This is a genomic window from Providencia sp. PROV197 (genome assembly GCF_028479625.1).
GTDB classification, from domain to species: domain Bacteria; phylum Pseudomonadota; class Gammaproteobacteria; order Enterobacterales; family Enterobacteriaceae; genus Providencia; species Providencia vermicola.
In genome coordinates this window covers 117,672-139,278 of record NZ_JAMPNZ010000020.1, presented here as the reverse complement: position 1 = coordinate 139,278, position 21,607 = coordinate 117,672, and the positions used below count along the sequence as shown (strand labels likewise).

The following is a 21,607-nucleotide window of genomic DNA, read 5'->3' as shown; positions in this document are numbered from 1 at the left end:
GATTTCATCTTCTGAATGGTAATACTCTGGTTTGGTGTATTAACTTTACTTTTTGATTTGCTCATGAATCTATCATTATGAAAAATAATAGTTTTTAAATTTATTTTTAATTGATGAATGACCTAGTGTTGATGAGGGTAATAACTTGGGGGATTTAAAATGATTTATTTCACGATGAAAAATAAATATAACCAACGCGTTGTTTATTTGAGCGAATACTCAGATATATCAGAATGTGAAATAGGTGAGATAAATATAGTGGGATTAAAGATCGAATTGTTTAATTAAATATTATTAATAAATCTATTAATTAATAATATATTTATAAAATTTCTTGTGATAAAAATACAAAAATATTAAGCACCTATCAGTTAGATGGAAAAATAACCATCTAATAATGGGGTGTATATCATTCAGTTATTTTACTTTATTGGTCGATATACACCACATAGAGGTTAATTATTAGTAATATATTCATTTCCTGTGGGGATCTGAGCGAAAAAATCAGCATAATCCTCGGCACGAACCTGTTGAAGGATGGTCTCTAGCTTAGTTAAGGGGGCTTCTGACCAGTCACAACGTATATCAATATCGGCATATTGGCGGTTACTCCATATTTTTAGCGCGGCTGAACGTATGCCACGATAATCCCCACCTGATTTTGCGCCTGCTTGCATAGCGAGTAATAGCCTATCGGCGAGTTCAAGACCCCTATTTTTCTGGTAGCACTGGTGCATGGCGTCAATGACTTGTTCACCCACTAACATATTTCCCGCTATTGCAACATTTTTTTCTGACAAGCTCCCGCACCAAGGCAAACAAGCTTGCCCAGTCCAATCTGCACTATTGCCAGCATTGTCGATAATAACCCACTGCCGTCGTTCAGGAGTTTCATCTTCCGTTAACAATCTGTTGAGGCATGAACTTGCAAATAGACCATGCTGTAAGTGCTCAATGCCCCTTAAACCTGCAATGGGATTTGTCATGGCTTGTGTGGCGATTGCACCAGCATAGCTTGCACCATGCAGGACTAACGCCCCCACAGCAGGGCCGCCAGTTGCCGTTGCTGCACCAATTTTCCCTGTTTGTGGACAACGCGCCACAATTGAAAATGTCATTTTACACCTCATAAATTAGACATCGATCAAATTTATCATTATAAATTGTTGCGTGAAATATAATTTATCATCATAAATAAAGAAAAAGATAAAATAATTAACAAAATTGACACAAATCACATTTCAAATACCACATAGCACGGTTAACACTGGGGGGTTGTATGAGAATACGTTTAGGTAGGTGGATTGCAGCTGTTTTGCTGCTCTCTTTGTTTTCATTACCGACTCAGGCGTCAAAATATAATGATGTGCTGCTGTTAGGGCAGGTTGCAGAACCGCAATCTCTAGACCCTCAAGTGGCAACGGCAGCGAATGACTCACGGATTTTAGTCAATATCTATGAAGGGCTGGTACGCAATACGGATGGCACGTTGACGCTTGAACCTGCTCTCGCAAAGTCATGGAACGTCAGTGATGATGGGCTAACTTATACTTTCCAGTTACGCGACAATATTTGGTTTCATGATGGTAGCCCATTTAATGCGCAAGCCGTGAAGTTTACATTTGAACGTATGTTGGATAATCAGCACCCTTACTATTTTACTGGGCCATTTCCGCTGTCGTTTTTCTTTTCTGCTATCGACAAGATTAATACCCCCGATGATTTAACTGTGGTTTTTACGTTAAAAGAACCTTTTGCACCTTTTTTGTCGAATTTAGCGACACCCGCAGGCCTGATTGTGTCACCTGCTGCGGTTAAGCAATACGGTAAAGATTTTAGTCGCCACCCAAGTGGTACAGGGCCTTTTAAATTCGATGAGTGGACTGCCAACCAACGAGTGGTTGTGTCAGCTAATGACAACTATTGGGAGGGTAAACCAGCCCTAAAACACGTGGTTTTTCGTCCAATTACTGATGCCAATACGCGCGTAGCAGAGATGTTGTCTGGGGGCATTGATGCAATGGTTGAAGTCCCTGCTGATAATGTTCCCCTTTTTGCAAGGGATAGTCGCTTTCGGGTATACGAAGCTACAGGCCCTCATGTGTGGTACAGCATGTTAAATGCTTCATTACCACCGTTTGATGATGTGCGTGTTCGCCAAGCGGTGAACTATGCAGTGAATAAGCAAAATATTGTTAAATATATTCTTCAAGACTCTGCGGATGTCGCGGAAGGTCCGATCCCTTCCGCGTTCGATTGGGCATTTGATAAAGAAACCTCAGCATATCCTTATGATCCGAAAAAAGCCCGCGAGCTTATTAAAGAGGCTGGAGCCGAAGGGCAGAAAATTGTGTTTTACGTGACCGAAGGGGGCTCAGGCATGTTAGACCCTATTCCGATGGCAACAGCAATCCAAGCGGATTTAAAAGCGGTTGGGTTATCGGTGGAAATTCAAACTTTTGAATGGAATACCTATCTGTCGAAAGTCAATGCGGGGCTAAAAGAGGCGCACATGGCGGAGATGGCATGGATGACCAATGATCCTGATACATTGCCCTTCTTGACCTTACATTCCGCCTCTTGGCCTGATAAAGGCGGGTTCAATTCAGGTTATTACAGTAATAAACAACTTGATGCATTGCTGGATAAGGCGCGGGTCACCAATAGCCTTAAAGAGCGTGCTGCACTGTATCGGCAAGTGCAAAAAATAGTCCATCAAGATGCGCCTTGGTTATTTGTCGCTAACTGGAAGCAAAATGCCGTGGCAAGTGAGCATGTTCAGCACTTCAAATTACAACCGAACTTTAATTTATTACTTAAAGATGTTCGTAAAGACTAATTTTATGGGGAAAAAATGATGTGGTTATACTGTTTAAAGCGCATTTTAGCGACCATTCCCATATTGATTGGTTTGACGCTGATTGTCTTTTTGATCATGGCGATGATCCCTGGTGACCCTGCTCAAGCGCTCCTTGGGCCTTGGGCGACACCTGAGAATGTTTCGCGTGTAAAAGCGGAGCTTGGTTTAGATAAACCGTTATACCAACAGTATTTTATTTGGATGCAGAATTTAATATCGGGGGACTTTGGCCGCTCGTTTGTACTGAACCGCCCCGTCGTTGATGAAGTATTAGAACGTTTTTCGGCGACCTTAGTCCTGGGGGGGAGTGCTTTATTATTGAGCTCCGTGTTGGGCTTATTGGCAGGGATCATTTCTGCTATTCGCCAGTTTAGTTGGAGTGATAGATTCATTACTTTAGCGGTTTTATTAGGGATTTCAATGCCATCCTTCTGGATTGGGTTATTGATGATTATGGTTTTTTCCGTTCAACTGCAATGGTTCCCTGCATCAGGGATGTACGATATTTGGCAAGGTGGCGGCTTAGGGGATTTATTGCATCACCTTGTATTACCTGTCATTACGCTATCACTTGTTGCTACTGGCGTCATTGCCCGATTAACACGAACGGCCATGCTAGAAGTTTTACGCCTCGATTTCATTCGAACCGCGAGAGCCAAAGGGCTCAGTGAGCGTAAAGTCATTTTCCGTCATGCCTTTCGTATGGCACTGGTTTCCGTTATCCCCGTCATTGGGATTCAAGCGGGTTTTGTGTTTGGTGGCGCGGTGTATATCGAAACTGTTTTTCAGTGGCCAGGGCTAGGTGCAATGTTGGTCAAAGCCGTGGCAACCCGAGACTTATTCTTAGTTCAAGGGGGCGTCTTGATTGCAGCGGCGTCTTACGTGTTTATCAATTTGTTTGCTGATGTCCTGCAAGCCATGTTAGATCCGAGGTTGAAATCATGAGCCAAACGACAACACCGATTATTCAACATCGCCATCGACAATCTATTGGCTCGCTATTGCTAGCGAACCGTCTTGCGACGATTGGGTTGGTAATTTTAATGGTCATCATACTACTGGCATTATTGGCGCCTTGGCTACCATTGGATAACCCAGATGAAACCAATCTAGTGAACCGCTTATTACCTGTTTTTTCATCGGGGCATGTTTTAGGTACCGACCATTTGGGGCGTGATATTTTATCGCGTTTATTATGGGGGACAAGAGTATCACTGATGGTGGGGATCTCTGCCACGCTTATTGCTGCCGTTTTTGGAACGTTAATAGGCTTAATTGCAGGTTATGTTGGTCACCGTACAGACACTATATTGATGCGTTGTATCGATATGCTTATGGCATTTCCTTATATTTTATTGGCACTGGCCATTGTCGCGGTATTAGGGCCAGGCTTATTAAATGCGTTATATGCGATTGCTTTAGTCAATATTCCCTTTTTTGCACGAAATATCCGTGGGTTAACGGTCGGGCTGCGTGATAGAGATTTCATTCAGGCAGCAAGATTGTCAGGTAAGAATCATTTACAGGTGTTATTAACTGAGGTTTTACCTAATGTACTGCCAATTATCGTGGTCACTATGTCGACGACTATTGGTTGGATGATTTTAGAAACCGCAGGGCTTTCGTTTTTAGGTTTAGGCACACAACCGCCGAATGCTGATCTCGGTTCGATGTTAGGGCAAGGGCGCGCACAAATGTTTGTGGCGCCTCATGTCGCTTTAGTGCCAGGTATTATGATTTTCCTAATTGTTATCAGTTTTAACTTATTGGGTGATGGCGTGCGTGATATTCTCGATCCACGTTTAAAATCAGGGGCTTTACACCGTTCACAGCCAATGACCCAAACAGATCGCGTGAATATCCCAGCTAAAACGGCAGGCACTCAGGCCGTGCTGGAAGTGAAAGACCTTGCGGTGGCATTTCGCCAAGGCCACCAGCTACGTCCAACCGTCAAAGGGATTAGTTTTACCGTTGGTGCTGGTGAGTGCCTTGGTCTCATAGGGGAAAGTGGCTCGGGTAAGAGCGTGACCGCGCTGTCCATTATGGGGTTGTTGGCTTCGCCGCCCGCGGTGATTACAGCGGGTGGGGTGTATGTGGAACATGAAGAGATGTTGTCCTTGCCGCTTTCTATTATGCAACGGCGGCGTGGCGCACGGGTGTCGTATATTTTCCAAGACCCACTGACGACACTGCATCCGCAGTTTACGATTGGCGTACAGCTTCAGGAGGCTATCACCGCTCACCAAGCGTTATCCAACCAAGTGGCGAAAGTGAAAGCCATCGAACTTCTTGATAGCGTGGGGATCCCTGATGCGGCTGACAGATTCAGTGCTTATCCTCATGAGTTATCAGGCGGGCAACGCCAGCGGGTGGGGATTGCCATGGCGCTGGCAAACGACCCCGTGCTTATCATAGCGGATGAACCGACAACGGCGCTGGATGTGACTGTTCAAGCAAGAATTTTAGAATTACTGAATAAACTGCGCCGCGAACGGGGTGTAGCACTGTTGTTTATTACCCATGATTTCGCCGTGATTAACCAAATTTGCGACCGGGTTGCTGTGATGCAACAAGGGGAAATAGTGGAAACGGGCGTGACTCAAACGGTATTGCAGCACCCGCAACACCCTTACACGCAACGGCTAATTGCTAGTGTTCCAAAACTGGGGGAAGGCCGTCAATTTTTAACGCAAGTGGCCGCGCTTTATCGCAATGAAACCGATGACAAAAGTCTAAACGCAGCGCAGGAGGCACCATGAATACTGTGATTGAAGTGAATCAGCTAGTGAAAACATTTGGGCAGCCTCGTAGCCTATTTCATCCCAAAGGGCGGGAAGTCCATGCTCTGAAAAATATTTCACTGTCATTGTATGAAGGGGAAACATTGGCGGTTGTTGGCGAAAGTGGCTCAGGGAAAAGTACGCTCGCCCGCATTTTAGTGGGGCTGGAAAATGCCACCTCAGGGGACATTCAGGTTTTGGGGCAAAGCAAGGCACAGTGGCAAAAGCAAGGTGCTAAGGCCTTTGGACAAGCGATTCAGTACGTTTTTCAAGACCCTGTTGCATCGTTAAATCCACGAAAAACCATTGGGGAAACTTTATCGGTTCCATTGAAATATTTAAAGCACATGGCTCCCTCACAGCGTACTAATCGATTGGTAGAATTACTTGAAGCCGTCAATATGCCAATGGATTCATTAGCTTGCTACCCTCATGAGTTTTCAGGTGGGCAGGCTCAGCGCTTGGCGATAGCAAGGGCACTTGCTGCTGATGCGCGGGTATTGGTGCTTGATGAGCCCGTAAGTGCTTTGGATGTATCCGTGCAAGCCCAAGTTTTACTGCTTCTGGAAGAGTTAAAAGCGCAATTTTCACTCTCCTATTTATTTATTAGCCATGATTTAGCCGTCGTGGAATCAATCGCTGACAGAGTTGCCGTGCTGTATTTAGGGGATTTGCTTGAGTGCAGTGAAACCCGTCAGCTATTTGCGGCTCCTGAACATGCGTATACTCAAAACCTATTATCGAGTGCGCCACGTATTCGGACCTATTAAAACTTGTTGAGAGCAACTATGAGTATCGATAAGCCATCGGCAATTGAGCCGGTTCGCATTAAACGGACAGATGAAATTGTGAATGCCATTAAAGAAACCATTATGGCGGACAATCTCAGCCCCGGTGATCGGTTACCCCAAGAAAAAGACCTGATTGAGCGTTATAGCGCGAGTAAAAGCACGGTCAGGGAGGCGTTAAAATCCCTCGAAGTTCAAGGGCTGATAAAGACCAAAACGGGCCCAGGAGGCGGTGCATTTATTGATTCAATGACGGAATCACGGGCCATGAGCTTGTTATCTAACTATTTATTTACGCGGGATATTTCCATCAAGGATATCTATACATTGCGAAAATTGTTGGAGCCTGTTGTGGCAGTGAGTGCGATGGAAAAAATCGATAATGCAGGCATTCAAAAACTGTACGAAATCATCGCTATTTACGACCATGAACCTGCTGACGAAGAAGAGCGTTGGCAGCAGCGGATGGCGGAGCTCGATTTCCACACGGTTGTCGCGAGCTATTCGGATAATGTGCTTTTAGTATTTATTTGTCATTTTCTTCAGCGGTTACTGAAAGATTTAGCCGTCTGTAAAGATATTTATTTGAAACCTGAACCCGTTGATAGACGCCAAGGTATTGAATACCAATACCAATTGATAGAAGCCTTACGCCGCAAAGATGCACAAAAAGTACAAGCGGTCATGGAAGCGCACATGGATTATGCAGAACACGCCATGTTGGCTCTACAAGCCACCTTACAAGAACGTTTTTTAAGTGAAGATAGGTAATCATCATGATCGACACAGCATATCTAGCAAATGTATTACGCACATTGTTACAAACGCCGAGTCCTGTTGGGATGACTGATAAAGCGGTTGCGCAGACTCACCAATGGCTGACTGAATTGGGCTTCAAGCCACAGTATACGCGCCGTGGGGTACTGCACATTACATTAGGGTGGGATGAACCCAAACGTGCACTGGCCGCTCACTTAGATACCTTGGGAGCCATGGTCACCCAGTTAAAGTCTAACGGCCGCTTAGCGTTACGTAACACGGGGACATGGGCTGCGCGTTTTGCAGAAGGTGCAAGGGTGACAGTATTTAGTGATAACCACCAGTACCGCGGCACAATTTTGCCTTTAAAAGCGTCAGGGCATCGCTTCAATACAGAGGTTGACACTCAAGTGGCGGATTGGGATAACCTCGAAATCCGCTTAGATGCTCCTTGTTATAACCTTGCTGATCTGCAATCTCACGGTTTGAATGTGGGAGACATTGTTGCGGTAGATGCTCAACCTGAATTCATTGATAACGGTTTTATTGTTTCTCGTCATTTGGATGACAAAGCAGGCTGTGCCGTCATGTTAGCTGCTCTGAAATCGCTGGTGGATGATGGCGTTGTGCCTGCGGTTTCTTGCCAAATGATGTTCACGATTTCTGAGGAAGTTGGTATTGGTGGAACCCATGGTTTTGGCTCACAAGTGCAAGAGTTATTGGCGATAGACAACTCAGTATCAGGGCCAGACCAAGCAACGCGGGATGATTCACTGACGCTAGCGTTTCGCGATAGAACAGGGCCATTTGATTTGGCAATCACCCGCCATTTATTGCAACTGTGCCAGCAATACGATATTCCCCATGTTCGCGATACGTTCAAACATTACCGCTCAGACAGTGCCGCGGCGATTGATGCAGGGTGGGATATTCGTGCGGCATTGGCGTGTTTTGCACTCGACAGTTCCCATGGTTGGGAAAGAACACACATGGATTCATTGGTGGCATTAGCCACGCTAGTCAGGCGTTATATTGAAAGTGATTTAGTTCCACTGCCTGGGCAGTAACCGATGAGAAACCCCCTCCACAGTATTGAAGGGGGTAGGATGATTAACTCAGTTTGGCTTGTGCTAAATATTTTTGCATTTCGTCACTCGGTACCATGCCGCCACCTGTTGCCCAAACAAGGTGAGTGGCATTCGCCATTTGCTGTGCACTAAGGCCTTTAGACTGCCAGTAATTAGTATTCTGTGTGACATGCACGCAGCCTGTCATACCCGCAAGAGCAGAGGGTTCTAGTTTGATGCCTTCTGTTTTGTTGAGTAACCCTAACAAGTTATACATGTCTTGGTCATCAAGGGTGTAATACCCGTCGATTAACCGCTCCATCGCACGGCCTACAAAGCCAGAGGCACGCCCTACAGCAAGGCCATCTGCGGCAGTGATATTATCAATACCAATTTCTTGTACAGAAATACCATCGTGTAATCCAGTGTGGACGCCCAAAAGCATGCACGGTGAATGCGTCGGTTCCGCGAACAGGCAGTGTGCGTCGTCACCAAATGCCAGTTTCAACCCAAAGGCAACCCCGCCAGGGCCACCTCCGACACCGCAAGGCAGGTAGACAAACAGTGGGTGGTCTTTATCAACAATAACACCTTGTTCCGCAAATTGTTTTTTCAGACGCAGCCCCGCGACGGCATAACCTAAAAATAGGGTTGTGGAGTTTTCGTCATCAATAAAGAAACAATTTGGGTCTTGTTCTGCTTCTTTACGACCTTGTTCAACGGCAATGCTGTAATCTTGTTCATATTCAACGACATTAACGCCATGTGAGCGTAGTTTGTCTTTCTTCCACTGGCGCGCATCCGCAGACATATGCACGCTGACGCTAAAGCCTAATTTGGCACTCATGATGCCGATAGACATTCCTAAGTTACCTGTTGAGCCAACCGCGATACTATATTGGCTAAAGAATTGGCGGAATTTATCAGAAAATAGAACTTCATAATTATCATCAATGGATAACAACCCTGCCCCAAGTGCTAGTTTTTCGGCGTGAGTGAGTACTTCATAAATCCCCCCGCGCGCTTTGATAGAGCCAGAAATAGGCAAGTGGCTATCTTTCTTTAATAAAATTTTCCCGGTGATTGGCGTTTGGTAACGCGCTTCGAGCGCGGTTTGCATATTGGCGATTGCAACTACATCAGATTCGATAATCCCTTGAGTAGCTTGTGTTTCTGGGAATGCTTTCATCAAATACGGTGCAAAACGGTTTAAACGCGCTTCGGCATCTTGAACATCACTAATGGTCAGCCCCACATAAGGTAAACCCGCTTCTGTGGTGGTGGCGTTAGGGTTGAACCATGCCACGTGTTTTAAATTGATTAAGTCCTGAACTAAAGGGTAGTCAGCAATTAACTTATTCACGTTTATCTGAGTCATAATTACTCTCTTTTAAATCACAAATGAAAGTGCAAAGGTGCCTGCCAGCGCAACAAGGGATGCGATAAGGGTGGCGACACTATAAAAACGGAATGTTTCAGCCAAGGTGGCATTACAATATTGTTTAACCAGCCAGAACAGGGAGTCTGTGACGATAGTACAACCAATCGCACCAGAACCAATGGCTAATGTCATAATTTCTGGGCTGATGTGTGGGTACATTGGCATTAATGGTGCCACAATGGCGGTGGCGCCCATCATGGCAACAGTGGCGGAGCCGACAGCAGCGTGCAGAATAATCGCCACTAACCATGCCAGCAAAATTGGGTGCATGTCGATACCAGAAAGCACTAACGCAAGAGAATCACTCAGTCCGCTACCTTTTAAAATGCCGTTAAATGCACCACCTGCACCAATAATCAGTAAGATATTGGCGATCGAACTAAAGCTTTCTTCGGTTTTACTGAGCAATATGCTCATGCCCATATTACGGCGAATACCTAACATGTAATACGCGACAAACGCGGCAATAAACATGGCGGTAATGGGGTTACCGATAAACTGTAGTAAGGTATATAACTGATTGTCTTTACTCATGTTTAAATCAGCGGCTGTTTTGATTAACATGAGAATAATTGGCAGTAAAACGGTAAATAATGTGGCACTTAAAGAGGGTAAGTCTTTTTCGTCACGCACCTCGAGGTCAGAAAATGCCTCTGGTACGGTTTTAAACGGTAAACGCTCACCTAGGAATTTCAGAAATAGTGGCCCACCCACTAATGAAGCCACTAGCCCCACAGCCAACCCTGCAACAATTACCGTACCAATATCTGCACCTAATTCATTGGTGACAAATAGCGCGGCAGGGTGTGGTGGCACGATGCAATGCACTGCCATCAGTGCAGTACAAAGTGGAATAGCGAGTTTTAATAACGAGGTATTGGTTCTTTTGGCAATGGAAAACGCCAGTGGGATCAATAACACCACACCGACTTCAACAAACAGGGTGATACCGCAGATTAAACCAATTAACACCATGGTGACATCGGGGGTTAACCAGCGGCTTTTTTGTAAGGTGACGCCGATGCGTTCCGCAGCCCCCGAGATTTCCATCATTTTTCCGAGGATAGTCCCCAGCCCGATAATGGCGGCGAGGAAACCAAGTGTACCACCAATCCCATTTTCAATGGCATTTACCATTTCTAACGGGTTCATTTTCATGGAGATACCGACAAAGAAGCTGGCGAGTAAAAGGGCTAAAAAAGGGTGAAACTTAAATTTAATAATTGAAACGATGATCAGCAAGATACTAATAACCAGCGTGCCGAGCATCCACATTGTAGAGTCCATATCCTACCCCTAATCATTTTGTTGTTGTGCCTATATTGGATAATAAATATGCAGGAGTGACAAACGATGAAACTTAAGTCTTAGGTGAATTAAATTAACTCAATGGCGTGATATTGGTCATAAAAAAGGGTGATTTACCGATTTGCATCATAATAATTCATGTTAAACGCGCTATTCTGGAAAAATGCAGAACTGACCGAGGAGGTTCGATGTCACCTAATCTTAATCCCTTTGAGCAATCGGGTTTTATTCAATGGCATAAGCGGCTGTCAAGCCATCAGCTTTCCCGTTTACACACTTTTGAAGCGGCGGCTCGTCATTGTTCTTTTGCCCTTGCATCACAAGAATTGGCGCTAACGCCTAGTGCAGTGAGCCACCGAATTAATACCCTTGAAGAGGAATTAGGCTTTAAGTTATTTGAGCGTTTTCATCGGCGTATTGAGCTAACCGCGGACGGCGAGCGGATTTATTGGGCACTGCGCAAAAACTTGGATGATATCAACCAAGAAATTCTGGATATTAAAAACCAAGAGATTTCAGGGGAATTGACCGTGTATTCACGGCCTTCTATTGCCCAGTGTTGGCTTATCCCTAAAATTGCTGACTTTACCAACCAATACCCGTCAATTCAGCTCAATTTATTAACGGGGAATGATGACGTTAATTTTCGTGGTTATGGTATTGATGTGGCGATTTATTACGATGATATTACGCGGCCTAACTTGTATTGCGAAGATTTAATGCCTGAATCCATTGTGCCTGTATGCAGCCCACAATATGCCAAGCAGCATGATTTGATGGACAATATTTATCAACTCAAAAACTGTACTTTGTTGCATGACAGGCAGGCTTGGAGCAGTAACTCCGATTATGATGAATGGAAAGCGTGGAGCGAACACTACCAGTTATCGTTATTTCCTCACCGTCGGAACCTATGTTTTGACCGCTCAGACTTGGCGATTGTAGCAGCCATGAACCATGCGGGCGTGGCAATGGGACGCAAGCAGTTGGTTGAAAAGCGCATTAAGCGCCAAGAGCTAGTGATGCCTTTTGGTGACATTGCACTCAAGTGTCAACAACGCCACTATTTTGCGATGTTAAATGAAAAACGTAACCCCAAAGCAGATATTTTTATTCAGTGGCTAAAACAGCAAGTTAGATGAATATGGCAAGAAAATTGCTGTTAATTCGAGTAAGATAAGGCATTAGCCTTTCTTTTCATCACATGGAAAAAACGCGCGCGATGGCACCGAAAATTCAAAAAGTAGCAACAATTAAAGATGTGGCTGCCAAAGCACAGGCAGGGAAAACCAGTATCTCACGTTATTTAAACGGTGAATTACATTTGCTGTCGGATAACATGCGCCAACGTATTGAAGCAGCAATCCAAGAATTGAATTATCGCCCAAACCAAATGGCGCGTAGCTTAAAGCATGGTCGTACAGGGTTGATAGGGTTGATTATTGCCGATATCGGAAATCCATTCTCGGTGGAGGTGCTTAAAGGGGTCGAGTCAGAGTCCATCAAGCAAGGGTTTATGACGGTGGTGTGCAATGCAAACAATAGCATTGAGCTGGAATGCCAATTTATTCAGTTATTAAAAGGCTACCGTGTTGATGGGTTAATTATTAATTCAGCGGGGGTGAACGCACAATTTATTGATGTGCTAAAACAAACCACATTGCCTTTTGTTTTACTCGATAGAAAAATCGAGGATTTCCCATGTGATATGGTCGGCTTAGATAACCCTGCATCTGCTGAGATGGCATTTAACCACTTGATAGAACAAGGTTTCGAGGCAATTTGCTTTGTGACCGAACCCATTGAATATAACAGCGCGCGTAAAGAGCGCCTGCAAACCTTCCAACGCTTGCTAAACCAGCAAGGGCAAGTAAAAGGCGAGTTTCACCAAATCACCTTACCAGACCCAGCGCAATTAGATTCCATCGTTGCCAACTTTTGCGCTTCGCACCGTGGTATGCGTAAAGCGATTGTGGCGGCAAATGGTGTGTTAACCTTGCAGCTTGCCTATGTGATGAACCAACAAGGGTTACGTTGGGGGGCAGATATTGGCTTTCTCAGTTTTGATAACCTCGAATGGGCGGCCTTTGCTGGGCAAGGGATCACCTCTGTTTCACAGCCTACAGCCGAAATGGGCCACAAAGCGGTTGAGTGTTTATTAGAAAAGCTGGAAAATCCCGAAAAAGCCCCAACACAATATCTGTTCCATGGTGAGTTAGTGGTGAGGAATTCAACCACATTGTAAGGCAGGATAACACAAAGAGGGGAGCGCCTCTTTGTGTTATCGATAGAAACTAGCGTGCTTGTATCGCGCTTATATTGGCGCAATTTTCGCTAAGGTCACCGTTTAGTGCGGCAATGAGGTTATCGACTGCACATTCGACCATCGCATAGCGCGTTTCATGGGTGGCAGAACCGATGTGGGGCAGGGCAACCACATTCGGTAATGTGAGCAGTTTAGAATCTGTTGGTAGTGGCTCCACCTCAAACACATCCAAGCCCGCACCGCGTATCGTGCCATTTTCTAAGGCTGCAATCAGCGCCGCTTCATCAATAATCTTCCCGCGAGAACCATTGATCAAAAATGCGCTAGGTTTCATTTTCGCCAGCTCGGTTTTACCGATCAGTTTTTCCGTGGATGGCAATAATGGGACTACCACGCAAACAAAGTCAGACTCTTTCAGTAGCGTATCTAAATCACAGCGTCGGGCATTCAGTTTTGTCTCAGCCTCTGCATGTGCATGGTTGCTGTAATAGAGAACAGGCATGCCAAAGCCTGCATTTGCGCGCTTTGCCACGGCATAACCAATACGACCCATACCTAAAATACCGATGGTTTTGCCATTCACGTTACTGCCGTAATCACTTTCGCCAATGCTTTTTGTCCATTGACCATTTTTCACCATTTCCGCCATTTCAATAATGCGGCGGGCACTGCAAAGTACTAAGGTGAAAATAGTGTCTGCGGTGGTTTCAGTGAGCACATTGGGGGTGTGCATTAAGGGGATTTTACGAGCATTCATAGCGTCAATGTCAAACTGGTCAACGCCAACTGAAATGGTTGATGCTGCTTTTAAGTGTGGCGCAAGGGCTAGCTCTTTTGCCGTAATCGGATAGCTTGCGCCAATAATACCCTCTGCGGTACTTAATGCTTGCTGGAAACTCGCTCTGTTTTCTTCTGTCACTTCATCAAAAACAGTAACATTAAATTGCTGCTGTAAGCGTGCAAGTTGCGTATTGGGGATCGTTTTATACAAAATAACATTCTTTTTCATGGTTGCCCCTTATTAAGCGTGTTTGGCGATAGCGGAACTGTTGTTCGGTTCTTGGTTGGGTTTCACAATTAGCGTAAAGAACACTGAGGCTAACAATGCTAGACCCATAAACATATAGGAAGCACTTGGGCTTCCTGTGGCACCATTGAGGTAACCGACAAACCATGAGCCAAAGAATGACCCCAAGGCCCCCATGCTGTTGATCAGCGCCATTGCGCCTCCAGCCACATTTTTCGGTAACATTTCAGGGATAATCGCAAAAAATGGGCCATAAGGTGCGTACATGGCGGCACCCGCAATCACCAGTAATGTATAAGATAACCAGAAATTTGAATTGCCTAGCATGTAAGAACCAAGAAAGCACACTGCGCCGATTAAGAGCATTGGCCAGACAAATAATTTACGGTTATGCATACGGTCTGAAGCCCATGATACCAAAATCATCGCCAACGTGGCGGCAAGATATGGCACCGCAGAGAGCCAGCCTGTTTCTACCATGCCTAAGTTTGATGCACCGCGAATAATCGAAGGTAGCCATAACACAAAGCCATAAACCCCGATACTCCAGCAGAAATATTGTGCGCACAGCAGCACAACATTGCGTGATTTGAACGCCTCGCGGTAATTGCGTACAGGTTTAATATTTTTTTGTTCATCACTGAGGATTTTGTCTAAATCGTCTTTTTCTTGTTGGCTTAACCAATTAACTTGGCTTGGTTTATCACGTGCAGTTCGCCACCAGAAAAATGCCCATAAAACCGCGGGAACACCTTCAATGATGAACATTTCACGCCAACCAAAAGCTTGGATTAAGTAACCCGATAACACTGACATCCATAACACTGTTACGGGATTACCTAAAATTAAAAAGGTATTCGCTCGTGAGCGTTCGGATTGAGTGAACCAGTTACTGATGTAGATAAGCATGGCTGGCATGACCGCGGCTTCGACCACACCTAAGCTGAAACGGATAATCACCAACATAGGGATATTGCTGACCATCCCTGTCAAGCTGGCAAACATACCCCACAGGAAAATACAGGCAAAAATCAGTTTTCTGACGCTGCGTTTCTCCGCGTAGATAGCCCCAGGGATTTGGAAGAAAAAGTACCCCAAGAAAAACAGGGAACCAAGCAGGGAGGACATCCCTTTGGTAATCCCTAGGTCGGCGTTGATCCCTGCGGCAGCGGCAAAGCTATAGTTAGCGCGGTCGAGGTAGGCAAGGCTGTAGGTGATAAACACGATTGGCATAATGCGCCACCAACGTGACATCGCAGGAGCTCTGATTGTCATAATCTATTCCTTCTTAGCACGCAGCATCTGCGGTGGTTGAGGGGGAAAATGCCATTATTTCTTGCTGTAACTGCGCTTTCGTCGGTAAGCCTTCACTATCACCAATCACTTGGATAGCCCTTGCACCGATAAAGTTTCCTCTTTCGACGGCTTGAGGTAAAGATAACCCTTCGAGAAGCGCGCTAATAACCCCAACGGCAAAGCCATCGCCAGCGCCAACGGTATCCACCACATTTTTGACTAAGTAAGCAGGGACGATACCTTGCTGGTTATTTGATGTTTTATAATAAGCGCCTTGCTCGCCTGTTTTGATGACAACGGCTTCTACCCCTTGCGAGAGGTAAAAATCGGCAATGGCTTCGGGTTGGTCAAAACCTGTGAGGATTTTCCCCTCTTTTAAACCTGGCAAGACCCAATTGGCGTGAAAGGCTAACTGGTTTAATTGCGCCACCATTTCATTTTCACTGCGCCATAACGATGGGCGCAAGTTAGGGTCAAAAGATAATGTTTTTCCTACATTTCGCATCCATTTCGCAGCATAGAGTGATAATTGGTAACTGGTGGCAGAAAGCGCTGCGGCGACGCCGCTTAAATGTAAGTGGCGTGCAGAGGAAAAATAATCTTCATTGAAATCAGTGAGGTCTAAATGACTTGCTGCTGAACCTTTACGGAAATACTCCACTTTGGGATCGGTTCCATTTTCAGCTTTAGATTTAAGCTGAAAGCCCGTTGGGTAATTTTCATCGAATTTAACACATTGATGATCAACATGTTCTTTATCTAGTGTACTTTGGATAAAGCGCCCAAAAGAATCATTGCCTAGGCGACTTACCCAGCCGCTTTTTAAGCCGATACGAGAAAGACCTATCGCCACATTCAGCTCTGCTCCCGCAGCACGGCGAACAAAGCTTTCAACTTCATGGAGCTCACCAGTATTTATCGCCACAAACATCATCATGGCTTCGCCAAGGGTTACAACATCTAATTGATTTTTCATGAATTAAATCTCCTTTAACAGAGAAACATAGTGTTCAGTTTCCGCGCGTAGATCATCACCCTCAAGAGGGAATTCAATCCCGCGGGGAACGTTGTTAGGTAGTAATTTTAAGACGGCTTTCCATGATCCGTTGCTATCATCAAGGGCAACAGCAACGCGTTTATTATCTGCACGTAACTGGCTGGCTTTTACGTGGATGTAGGCGACAAAAGGGGCAAAGTGTTGTGCGGCAACGACAGGGTTTTCACCGAGCCAGTGCCAATTGGCCATATCGAATGCCATTTTGATTGGCATATTTTGTGCCACGACATCCTTAAAAAAGCGTCGGAGTGGGGCAATATGACCACCGACCTCTGTTTGGTCATTTTCGATAACTAGCTGGGTGGAATAATGTTTGAGTAGGTTGATAACGTCCGTTAAATCGTACTGTTCTGGCAGGTCACCTAACGAGAGTTTAAGGAAACAGGCATTCAACTTTTTTGCATCGTCGAAATAACGCTGTAGTTTTGTGATTTCAATCGGTAAATGGTGCTGAAATAAGGTATCTGGCACAGAATAGACCGCGCTGAGTTGCCTTGTTTGCAGCCCATTAGCGATATCATCAAGGTTATCGTTGGGGAGCAATAACTCTTGACGGATCTCGACACCATCAGCGTTTGCCCCTTGAATAACATCAAATAAAGCCTGTTGACCCCCCAGCTGTTTTACGGTTTGTGCGCCGTAGGCGGCGGTAACGACAATAATCTCTTTGCTCATGACTTTCCTCTGTCTTCTTGGAGGGGACAAACCCCATTGCCATTGCGAATAACTTATTATGGAATCGGTTCCATTTTGGTTTCTAGCGAGGAAAATGGAAAATAAGAGCTATATCACTAATCCAGGCTTGGTAAACGCTGAATTACCGATCTCCATCACAACTCTTAATGTAATGAATGCAAGTGAAAAAAATGCCGAATAGGAAGGCAGCTATAACTCAGTAATTATTTGTTTAATAAAGAAATTAAAAGCTGAGTAAAGGTCGTGATAACACAAACAAGGTATTTTTCTCTCCATTTTAGATATTTTTTATTGGTACTTGTATCCCAATTTCTTAACCTAACGCTTTCAATGAAATATTATTTCAATATATTGACTGAGTGATGAAATTTTGGTGCATGCTGTTATGACAAAAAGCTATGGAAAAAGTTATGCGAAAAGCCATGCAAAAAAATTTTATCGGTTTGCTCCATCAGTATAGAAAAAATAAACGATAAAAATGAAGGATCTGGAGATGAAATTAATCAATACCACCGCATTCTACAGCACGCTGTTACTGACCACAGTTTCATGGGCGCAGGCGAACACCACCGAAAATGCAGGAGTGTATACCAAAGCATGTACGCCTGAACTCATACAAGCAGCAAAATCCAACGCCGATCTTTGTTATGGCGTGAATACCAAAACAGATATTCAAATTACCAAGAAAAATGCGGACAAATACAAGATAAAGGTTGTCATCATCGGGGAAAGTACCAATAAAAACTATATGCACACTTATGGCTATCCATTGGAAAACACGCCGTTTCTGTCTTCAGTAAATGGTCGTTTTTTTAACCACTTTATCAGCGCTGCGTCGAATACTGTACCAACGCTGACTCGTGCATTAGCCAAAAATGATCTCAGCACTATTACTGAGCACCACGAAAAGCCATATTACAACAATAATTCCATTGTTGACCTTGCCAACCAAGCGGGCTATGAAACCTACTATATTGGTAATAACGGTAGTTTTGGGGACGATGAAATCGGTTTTACGAACTACTTTTTAAAAGCCAATTATTTTTTACCCGTAAGGGACAGTAAAGCTGGGTTTGAAAACTTGTTTGTACAAGAGAAATTTACGGTTGACGATAGTGTGAATAAACTCACTAACGACTTCAAAATGCTGCCCGCCTTTAAAGCTGCATTAAATAACCCGTCAGACAAAGAAAAAGTGATTTTTGTGCATATGTGGGGGCCACATCATGATGGCTGGCCAAAAGGCGCATGTGGGCTTATCAAAGAGAACTACAACATCAATCCTGAGCAGTTTGATACAGGGTGGGGCAGTCTGGTGAATTGTTATGTCTCAGGGATAAAACTCAGTGATGATTTTATTGGTGACGTGTATAACATTTTGCAAGAAAACAATAAAAATGGTGAAAACCCATTCTCCATCCTGTATTTTGCTGACCATGGGCAAGGTTTAGTGAAAGCGAATAAGCAGCACGTTGCGGCTTTGGAGGCAGAATATAAAGGCTTCATTAAAGAGGGCAACTTGTATCTACGCCACGGACAATTGGTGAAAGGGGCGTATCAAATTCCGCTAGTGGTGATGAATTCGGACGATACACAACGTGAATTCCGTGATGAAACGTTAAGTGAGTGGAATTTGTTTGATTACTTTGCGTCTTGGTTAGGGGTTGAAACGAACCTGACATCACCAGCAAAAAGTATTGTCGCGGACACTATCACACCAGAAAAAGATATCGATGTGTTTGTTTTCCCACGAGATGAGTTTGTGAAATATGACAGCTTACCGCAGGATACCGTGCTTTCCCCTGCAACGGTTAACACAAAAGTTGTTGCGGATTAATTGAACAAAAATAAAGGCAGGGCTTAATATCAGCGCTGCCTTTATGATTTTCGTGTATTTAATGACGACTTAATGCATCCGCGACCGCTTTAAAACGCGTGAATTTATCACGTAATTGCTGGTGACCTAGCGCATTAGGTTGGTAAGTGGTGATTTTGGGCGTACTCGCGGCAATCGCCTCATCAAAACCTGAATAATACCCACTCCCTACCGCAGCACACAATGCCGCAGCTTGGCAGCCAGATTGTTGCACGTTCACAACATCTAGCGGCAAATTACTGGCATCACAGAACATCTGCATCCACAGTGGTGATTGTGTTGGCCCACCCGTGAAACGGATGGATTCAGTGGCATTATCAAGGCCAACAATGCGGTCTTGGTGCAGTAAATGCGAGAACACGATGCCTTGGTAAATAGCGTACACAATGTCCGCGTCGGTGTGGTGTGAGCTCAAGCCTAATAAGCCGCCATGTAGGTTACTGTGGTAGTTCGAACCGTACAGCCAAGGAAAGAACAAAATATCGTTTTTCCGTGTTGCCCCTTCGGCAACGCAATGGTTTAGCACGTCATAATCTTGCAACCGTTGGTTGAAGAAATGGCGAGTAAACCATGCCAAATTACTGGCTGACGTTGGGCTGCCCTCATGGACAAAATAGGTGCCTGGAATACAGTATTTGCTCCAAACATACGGGTAGTCTGAGGGAACAATTTCGTCGAAAACACGAGTGGAAATTGTCCATGTTCCTGCAACTGCGCTGAGTTTGTCTTTTTGACTGACACCCGATGCTAATGCTGCGCCAACGACATCAAAGAAGCCGCCAAATACAGGCGTTCCTTCCATAAGGCCTGATTCTTCAGCCGCTTGGCGAGTAACTGTCCCCGCAAGCTCTGCGGAATTGATAACAGGGGCGAGCTTATCATTCACCTCATCAATGCCGAAAAGTTGGCAAAGTTTAGGGTCATAACCCGATTGGATTTGGTTAAACAGCTGGCTACCTGAAATATTGGTTTCTTCACACGCAATTTGTTCAGTTAGGCGGTACCGAATATAGTCGTGTACCATCAAAATATGGCCCGTATCGCGGTAGTTATCGGGCTCGTTTTCTTTTAACCAACGCAGTAATGCGACAGGGTGTGAAGCCCACAGCTGCTGCAAACTCAGCGGATAAGCGTTGTCTGCGGTGCCATTTTGATGCCATTTATCGACAATGGCTTGGGCGCGTGAGTCCGAGGACACAATCCCTTTGCGAACAGGTTTACCCTGTTTATCTAATAAGTACAGGCCTTTACCGTGTGAGGAAAAACTGACGCCAGATATTTGGGATGCATTTAATCGGCTGTTTTTGATGGCATCGCGGATAACATGGCAAGAAGCTTGCCATAGTTCGTTCATATTCCGTTCGCTGAAGCCCGCCTCAGGGCTTTCGGTGGGAAAAGGGTGTTCAGCAACAGTAATTTCTTGGCCTTCAGGCGTGTAGATCCCCGCTTTAATGACTGTCCCACCGAGGTCAACACCCATAAAAAATGTGCTCATTTGGGGCTCCTTTACGCGTTGTTCCAACCCGCTTGCTGCATTTTATCTTCCATCCACTGACGCGCTTTAATAATTTCGACTAGTGGCTCATCGGCTTTTTCCGTCCACATTTCAATTAAGAAAGTACCACGGTAATTTAGACGTTTTAACAGCTTGAATAAACTCACAAAGTCGACGCAACCTTCACCAAATGGTACATCGCGAAATTGCCCTTTACAGGTGTCAGTGACAGCATAAGTATCTTTTAAATGAATAGCCGCGACATGTTCAATACCTTTTGTGAATTCTTGCTCTACATCATTACCCCAAGCTGTCAGGTTGCCGACATCTGGGTAAACGCTGAACCATGGTGAGCGAATTTTGTCGGATAATGCTTGCCATTTGCTAATGGAATTCATAAATGGTGTATCCATGATTTCCACCGCACACATTACTTGGGAAGCGGCTGCGATTTCACTGACCCATTGCATCCCTTTTTCAAAATTTGCAATGGTTTGGGCATCTTGCTCTTCATAGTAGACATCGTAGCCAGCCAACTGGATAGTGCGGATACCTAAGTCTTGAGCCAGTTTGATGGCTTTTTCCATTAAGGTATATGCCGTCAAGCGCGTGGCTTCATCATGGCTACCAAATGGGAAGCGACGATGACCAGATAAACACATACTTGGGATGCGAACGCCAGTGTCTTGCATGGCTTTGACGAGTGCTAAGCGCTCTGCTTGGCTCCAGTCTAATCGGGCAAGGCGCTCGTCAGTTTCATCCACCGACATTTCAACAAAATCAAATCCCGCGGCTTTGGCTATGGCTAACTTTTCTAACCAGCTGCTGTTTTTCGGTAAGGCTTTTTCATAAATTCCAATCGGATGCTTGCGCATAATAATCTCCCTGAAA

At 44.9% G+C, this 21,607-nt stretch carries 18 protein-coding genes; 9 read left to right on the top strand and 9 right to left on the bottom strand.

The window, feature by feature from the left end; genetic code table 11:
• Nucleotides 1-455 precede the first annotated feature (455 nt).
• The gene (locus tag PR808_RS11740) at nt 456-1,118 is read right to left on the bottom strand and encodes a DUF1028 domain-containing protein (protein WP_272539349.1); all 663 of its coding nucleotides are present in this window, start codon (nt 1,116-1,118) and stop codon (nt 456-458) included.
• Between the two features lie 161 nt (nt 1,119-1,279).
• On the opposite strand from PR808_RS11740, the gene PR808_RS11735 reads away from it, so the two are divergent.
• From PR808_RS11735 to PR808_RS11710, 6 genes are read left to right on the top strand one after another with little or no spacing between them, the layout of a single operon-like run.
• Nucleotides 1,280-2,839: an ABC transporter substrate-binding protein gene (locus PR808_RS11735; RefSeq protein ID WP_272539348.1), complete on the top strand. Its 1,560-nt coding sequence runs from the start codon at nt 1,280-1,282 to the stop codon at nt 2,837-2,839.
• 18 nt (nt 2,840-2,857) lie between these two features.
• A complete protein-coding gene (locus PR808_RS11730) occupies nt 2,858-3,805 on the top strand; it encodes an ABC transporter permease (RefSeq protein ID WP_206083795.1) in 948 nt (315 codons plus the stop codon).
• A complete protein-coding gene (locus PR808_RS11725; RefSeq protein ID WP_272539347.1) occupies nt 3,802-5,619 on the top strand; it encodes a dipeptide/oligopeptide/nickel ABC transporter permease/ATP-binding protein in 1,818 nt (605 codons plus the stop codon). Before PR808_RS11730 ends, PR808_RS11725 begins: the two co-directional genes overlap by 4 nt.
• Nucleotides 5,616-6,410: an ATP-binding cassette domain-containing protein gene (locus tag PR808_RS11720; protein ID WP_206083385.1), complete on the top strand. Its 795-nt coding sequence runs from the start codon at nt 5,616-5,618 to the stop codon at nt 6,408-6,410. The genes PR808_RS11725 and PR808_RS11720 overlap by 4 nt, the downstream gene beginning before the upstream one ends.
• 18 nt (nt 6,411-6,428) lie before the next feature.
• Nucleotides 6,429-7,199 (top strand): FadR/GntR family transcriptional regulator, encoded by a 771-nt coding sequence (locus PR808_RS11715; protein WP_206083386.1) that lies wholly within the window; start codon nt 6,429-6,431, stop codon nt 7,197-7,199.
• A gap of 5 nt (nt 7,200-7,204) precedes the next feature.
• Complete coding sequence (locus PR808_RS11710; protein WP_206083387.1) at nt 7,205-8,254, top strand: osmoprotectant NAGGN system M42 family peptidase; 1,050 nt, start codon at nt 7,205-7,207, stop codon at nt 8,252-8,254.
• 43 nt (nt 8,255-8,297) lie between these two features.
• On the opposite strand, the gene dsdA is transcribed toward PR808_RS11710, so the two are convergent.
• Together dsdA and dsdX are read right to left on the bottom strand one after the other, a co-directional pair.
• Nucleotides 8,298-9,632 carry a D-serine ammonia-lyase gene (gene dsdA, locus PR808_RS11705; RefSeq protein ID WP_272539346.1) on the bottom strand — a complete coding sequence of 445 codons (1,335 nt, stop codon included), beginning with the start codon at nt 9,630-9,632 and terminating at the stop codon, nt 8,298-8,300.
• Between the two features lie 12 nt (nt 9,633-9,644).
• The gene (gene dsdX / locus PR808_RS11700; RefSeq protein ID WP_272539345.1) at nt 9,645-10,982 is read right to left on the bottom strand and encodes a D-serine transporter DsdX; all 1,338 of its coding nucleotides are present in this window, start codon (nt 10,980-10,982) and stop codon (nt 9,645-9,647) included.
• Between the two features lie 209 nt (nt 10,983-11,191).
• Between dsdX and dsdC the strand changes: the two genes are divergently transcribed.
• Nucleotides 11,192-12,145 carry a DNA-binding transcriptional regulator DsdC gene (dsdC, locus tag PR808_RS11695; RefSeq protein ID WP_206083390.1) on the top strand — a complete coding sequence of 318 codons (954 nt, stop codon included), beginning with the start codon at nt 11,192-11,194 and terminating at the stop codon, nt 12,143-12,145.
• A gap of 80 nt (nt 12,146-12,225) precedes the next feature.
• Entirely contained in the window at nt 12,226-13,248 is a 1,023-nt protein-coding gene (locus tag PR808_RS11690; RefSeq protein ID WP_272539344.1) for a LacI family DNA-binding transcriptional regulator, read from the top strand.
• A gap of 49 nt (nt 13,249-13,297) precedes the next feature.
• Here the strand turns inward: PR808_RS11690 and PR808_RS11685 are convergent, their stop codons facing one another.
• From PR808_RS11685 to PR808_RS11670, 4 genes are read right to left on the bottom strand one after another with little or no spacing between them, the layout of a single operon-like run.
• Nucleotides 13,298-14,278: an NAD(P)-dependent oxidoreductase gene (locus PR808_RS11685; protein ID WP_206083392.1), complete on the bottom strand. Its 981-nt coding sequence runs from the start codon at nt 14,276-14,278 to the stop codon at nt 13,298-13,300.
• Between the two features lie 12 nt (nt 14,279-14,290).
• Nucleotides 14,291-15,571: an MFS transporter gene (locus tag PR808_RS11680; protein ID WP_206083393.1), complete on the bottom strand. Its 1,281-nt coding sequence runs from the start codon at nt 15,569-15,571 to the stop codon at nt 14,291-14,293.
• Between the two features lie 13 nt (nt 15,572-15,584).
• Nucleotides 15,585-16,568, bottom strand: a complete 984-nt coding sequence (locus PR808_RS11675; RefSeq protein ID WP_272539343.1) for a sugar kinase — start codon at nt 16,566-16,568, stop codon at nt 15,585-15,587.
• Nucleotides 16,569-16,571: 3 nt separating this feature from the next.
• Nucleotides 16,572-17,324, bottom strand: coding sequence for a sugar phosphate isomerase/epimerase family protein (locus tag PR808_RS11670; protein WP_272539342.1), 753 nt, complete (start codon nt 17,322-17,324; stop codon nt 16,572-16,574).
• 514 nt (nt 17,325-17,838) lie between these two features.
• On the opposite strand from PR808_RS11670, the gene PR808_RS11665 reads away from it, so the two are divergent.
• Nucleotides 17,839-19,182 (top strand): phosphoethanolamine transferase, encoded by a 1,344-nt coding sequence (locus tag PR808_RS11665; RefSeq protein WP_272539341.1) that lies wholly within the window; start codon nt 17,839-17,841, stop codon nt 19,180-19,182.
• A gap of 58 nt (nt 19,183-19,240) precedes the next feature.
• On the opposite strand, the gene PR808_RS11660 is transcribed toward PR808_RS11665, so the two are convergent.
• Nucleotides 19,241-20,716 carry an FGGY-family carbohydrate kinase gene (locus PR808_RS11660; protein WP_272539340.1) on the bottom strand — a complete coding sequence of 492 codons (1,476 nt, stop codon included), beginning with the start codon at nt 20,714-20,716 and terminating at the stop codon, nt 19,241-19,243.
• 11 nt (nt 20,717-20,727) lie between these two features.
• Nucleotides 20,728-21,591, bottom strand: a complete 864-nt coding sequence (locus PR808_RS11655; protein ID WP_206083398.1) for an L-ribulose-5-phosphate 3-epimerase — start codon at nt 21,589-21,591, stop codon at nt 20,728-20,730.
• Between the last annotated feature and the right edge of the window lie 16 nt (nt 21,592-21,607).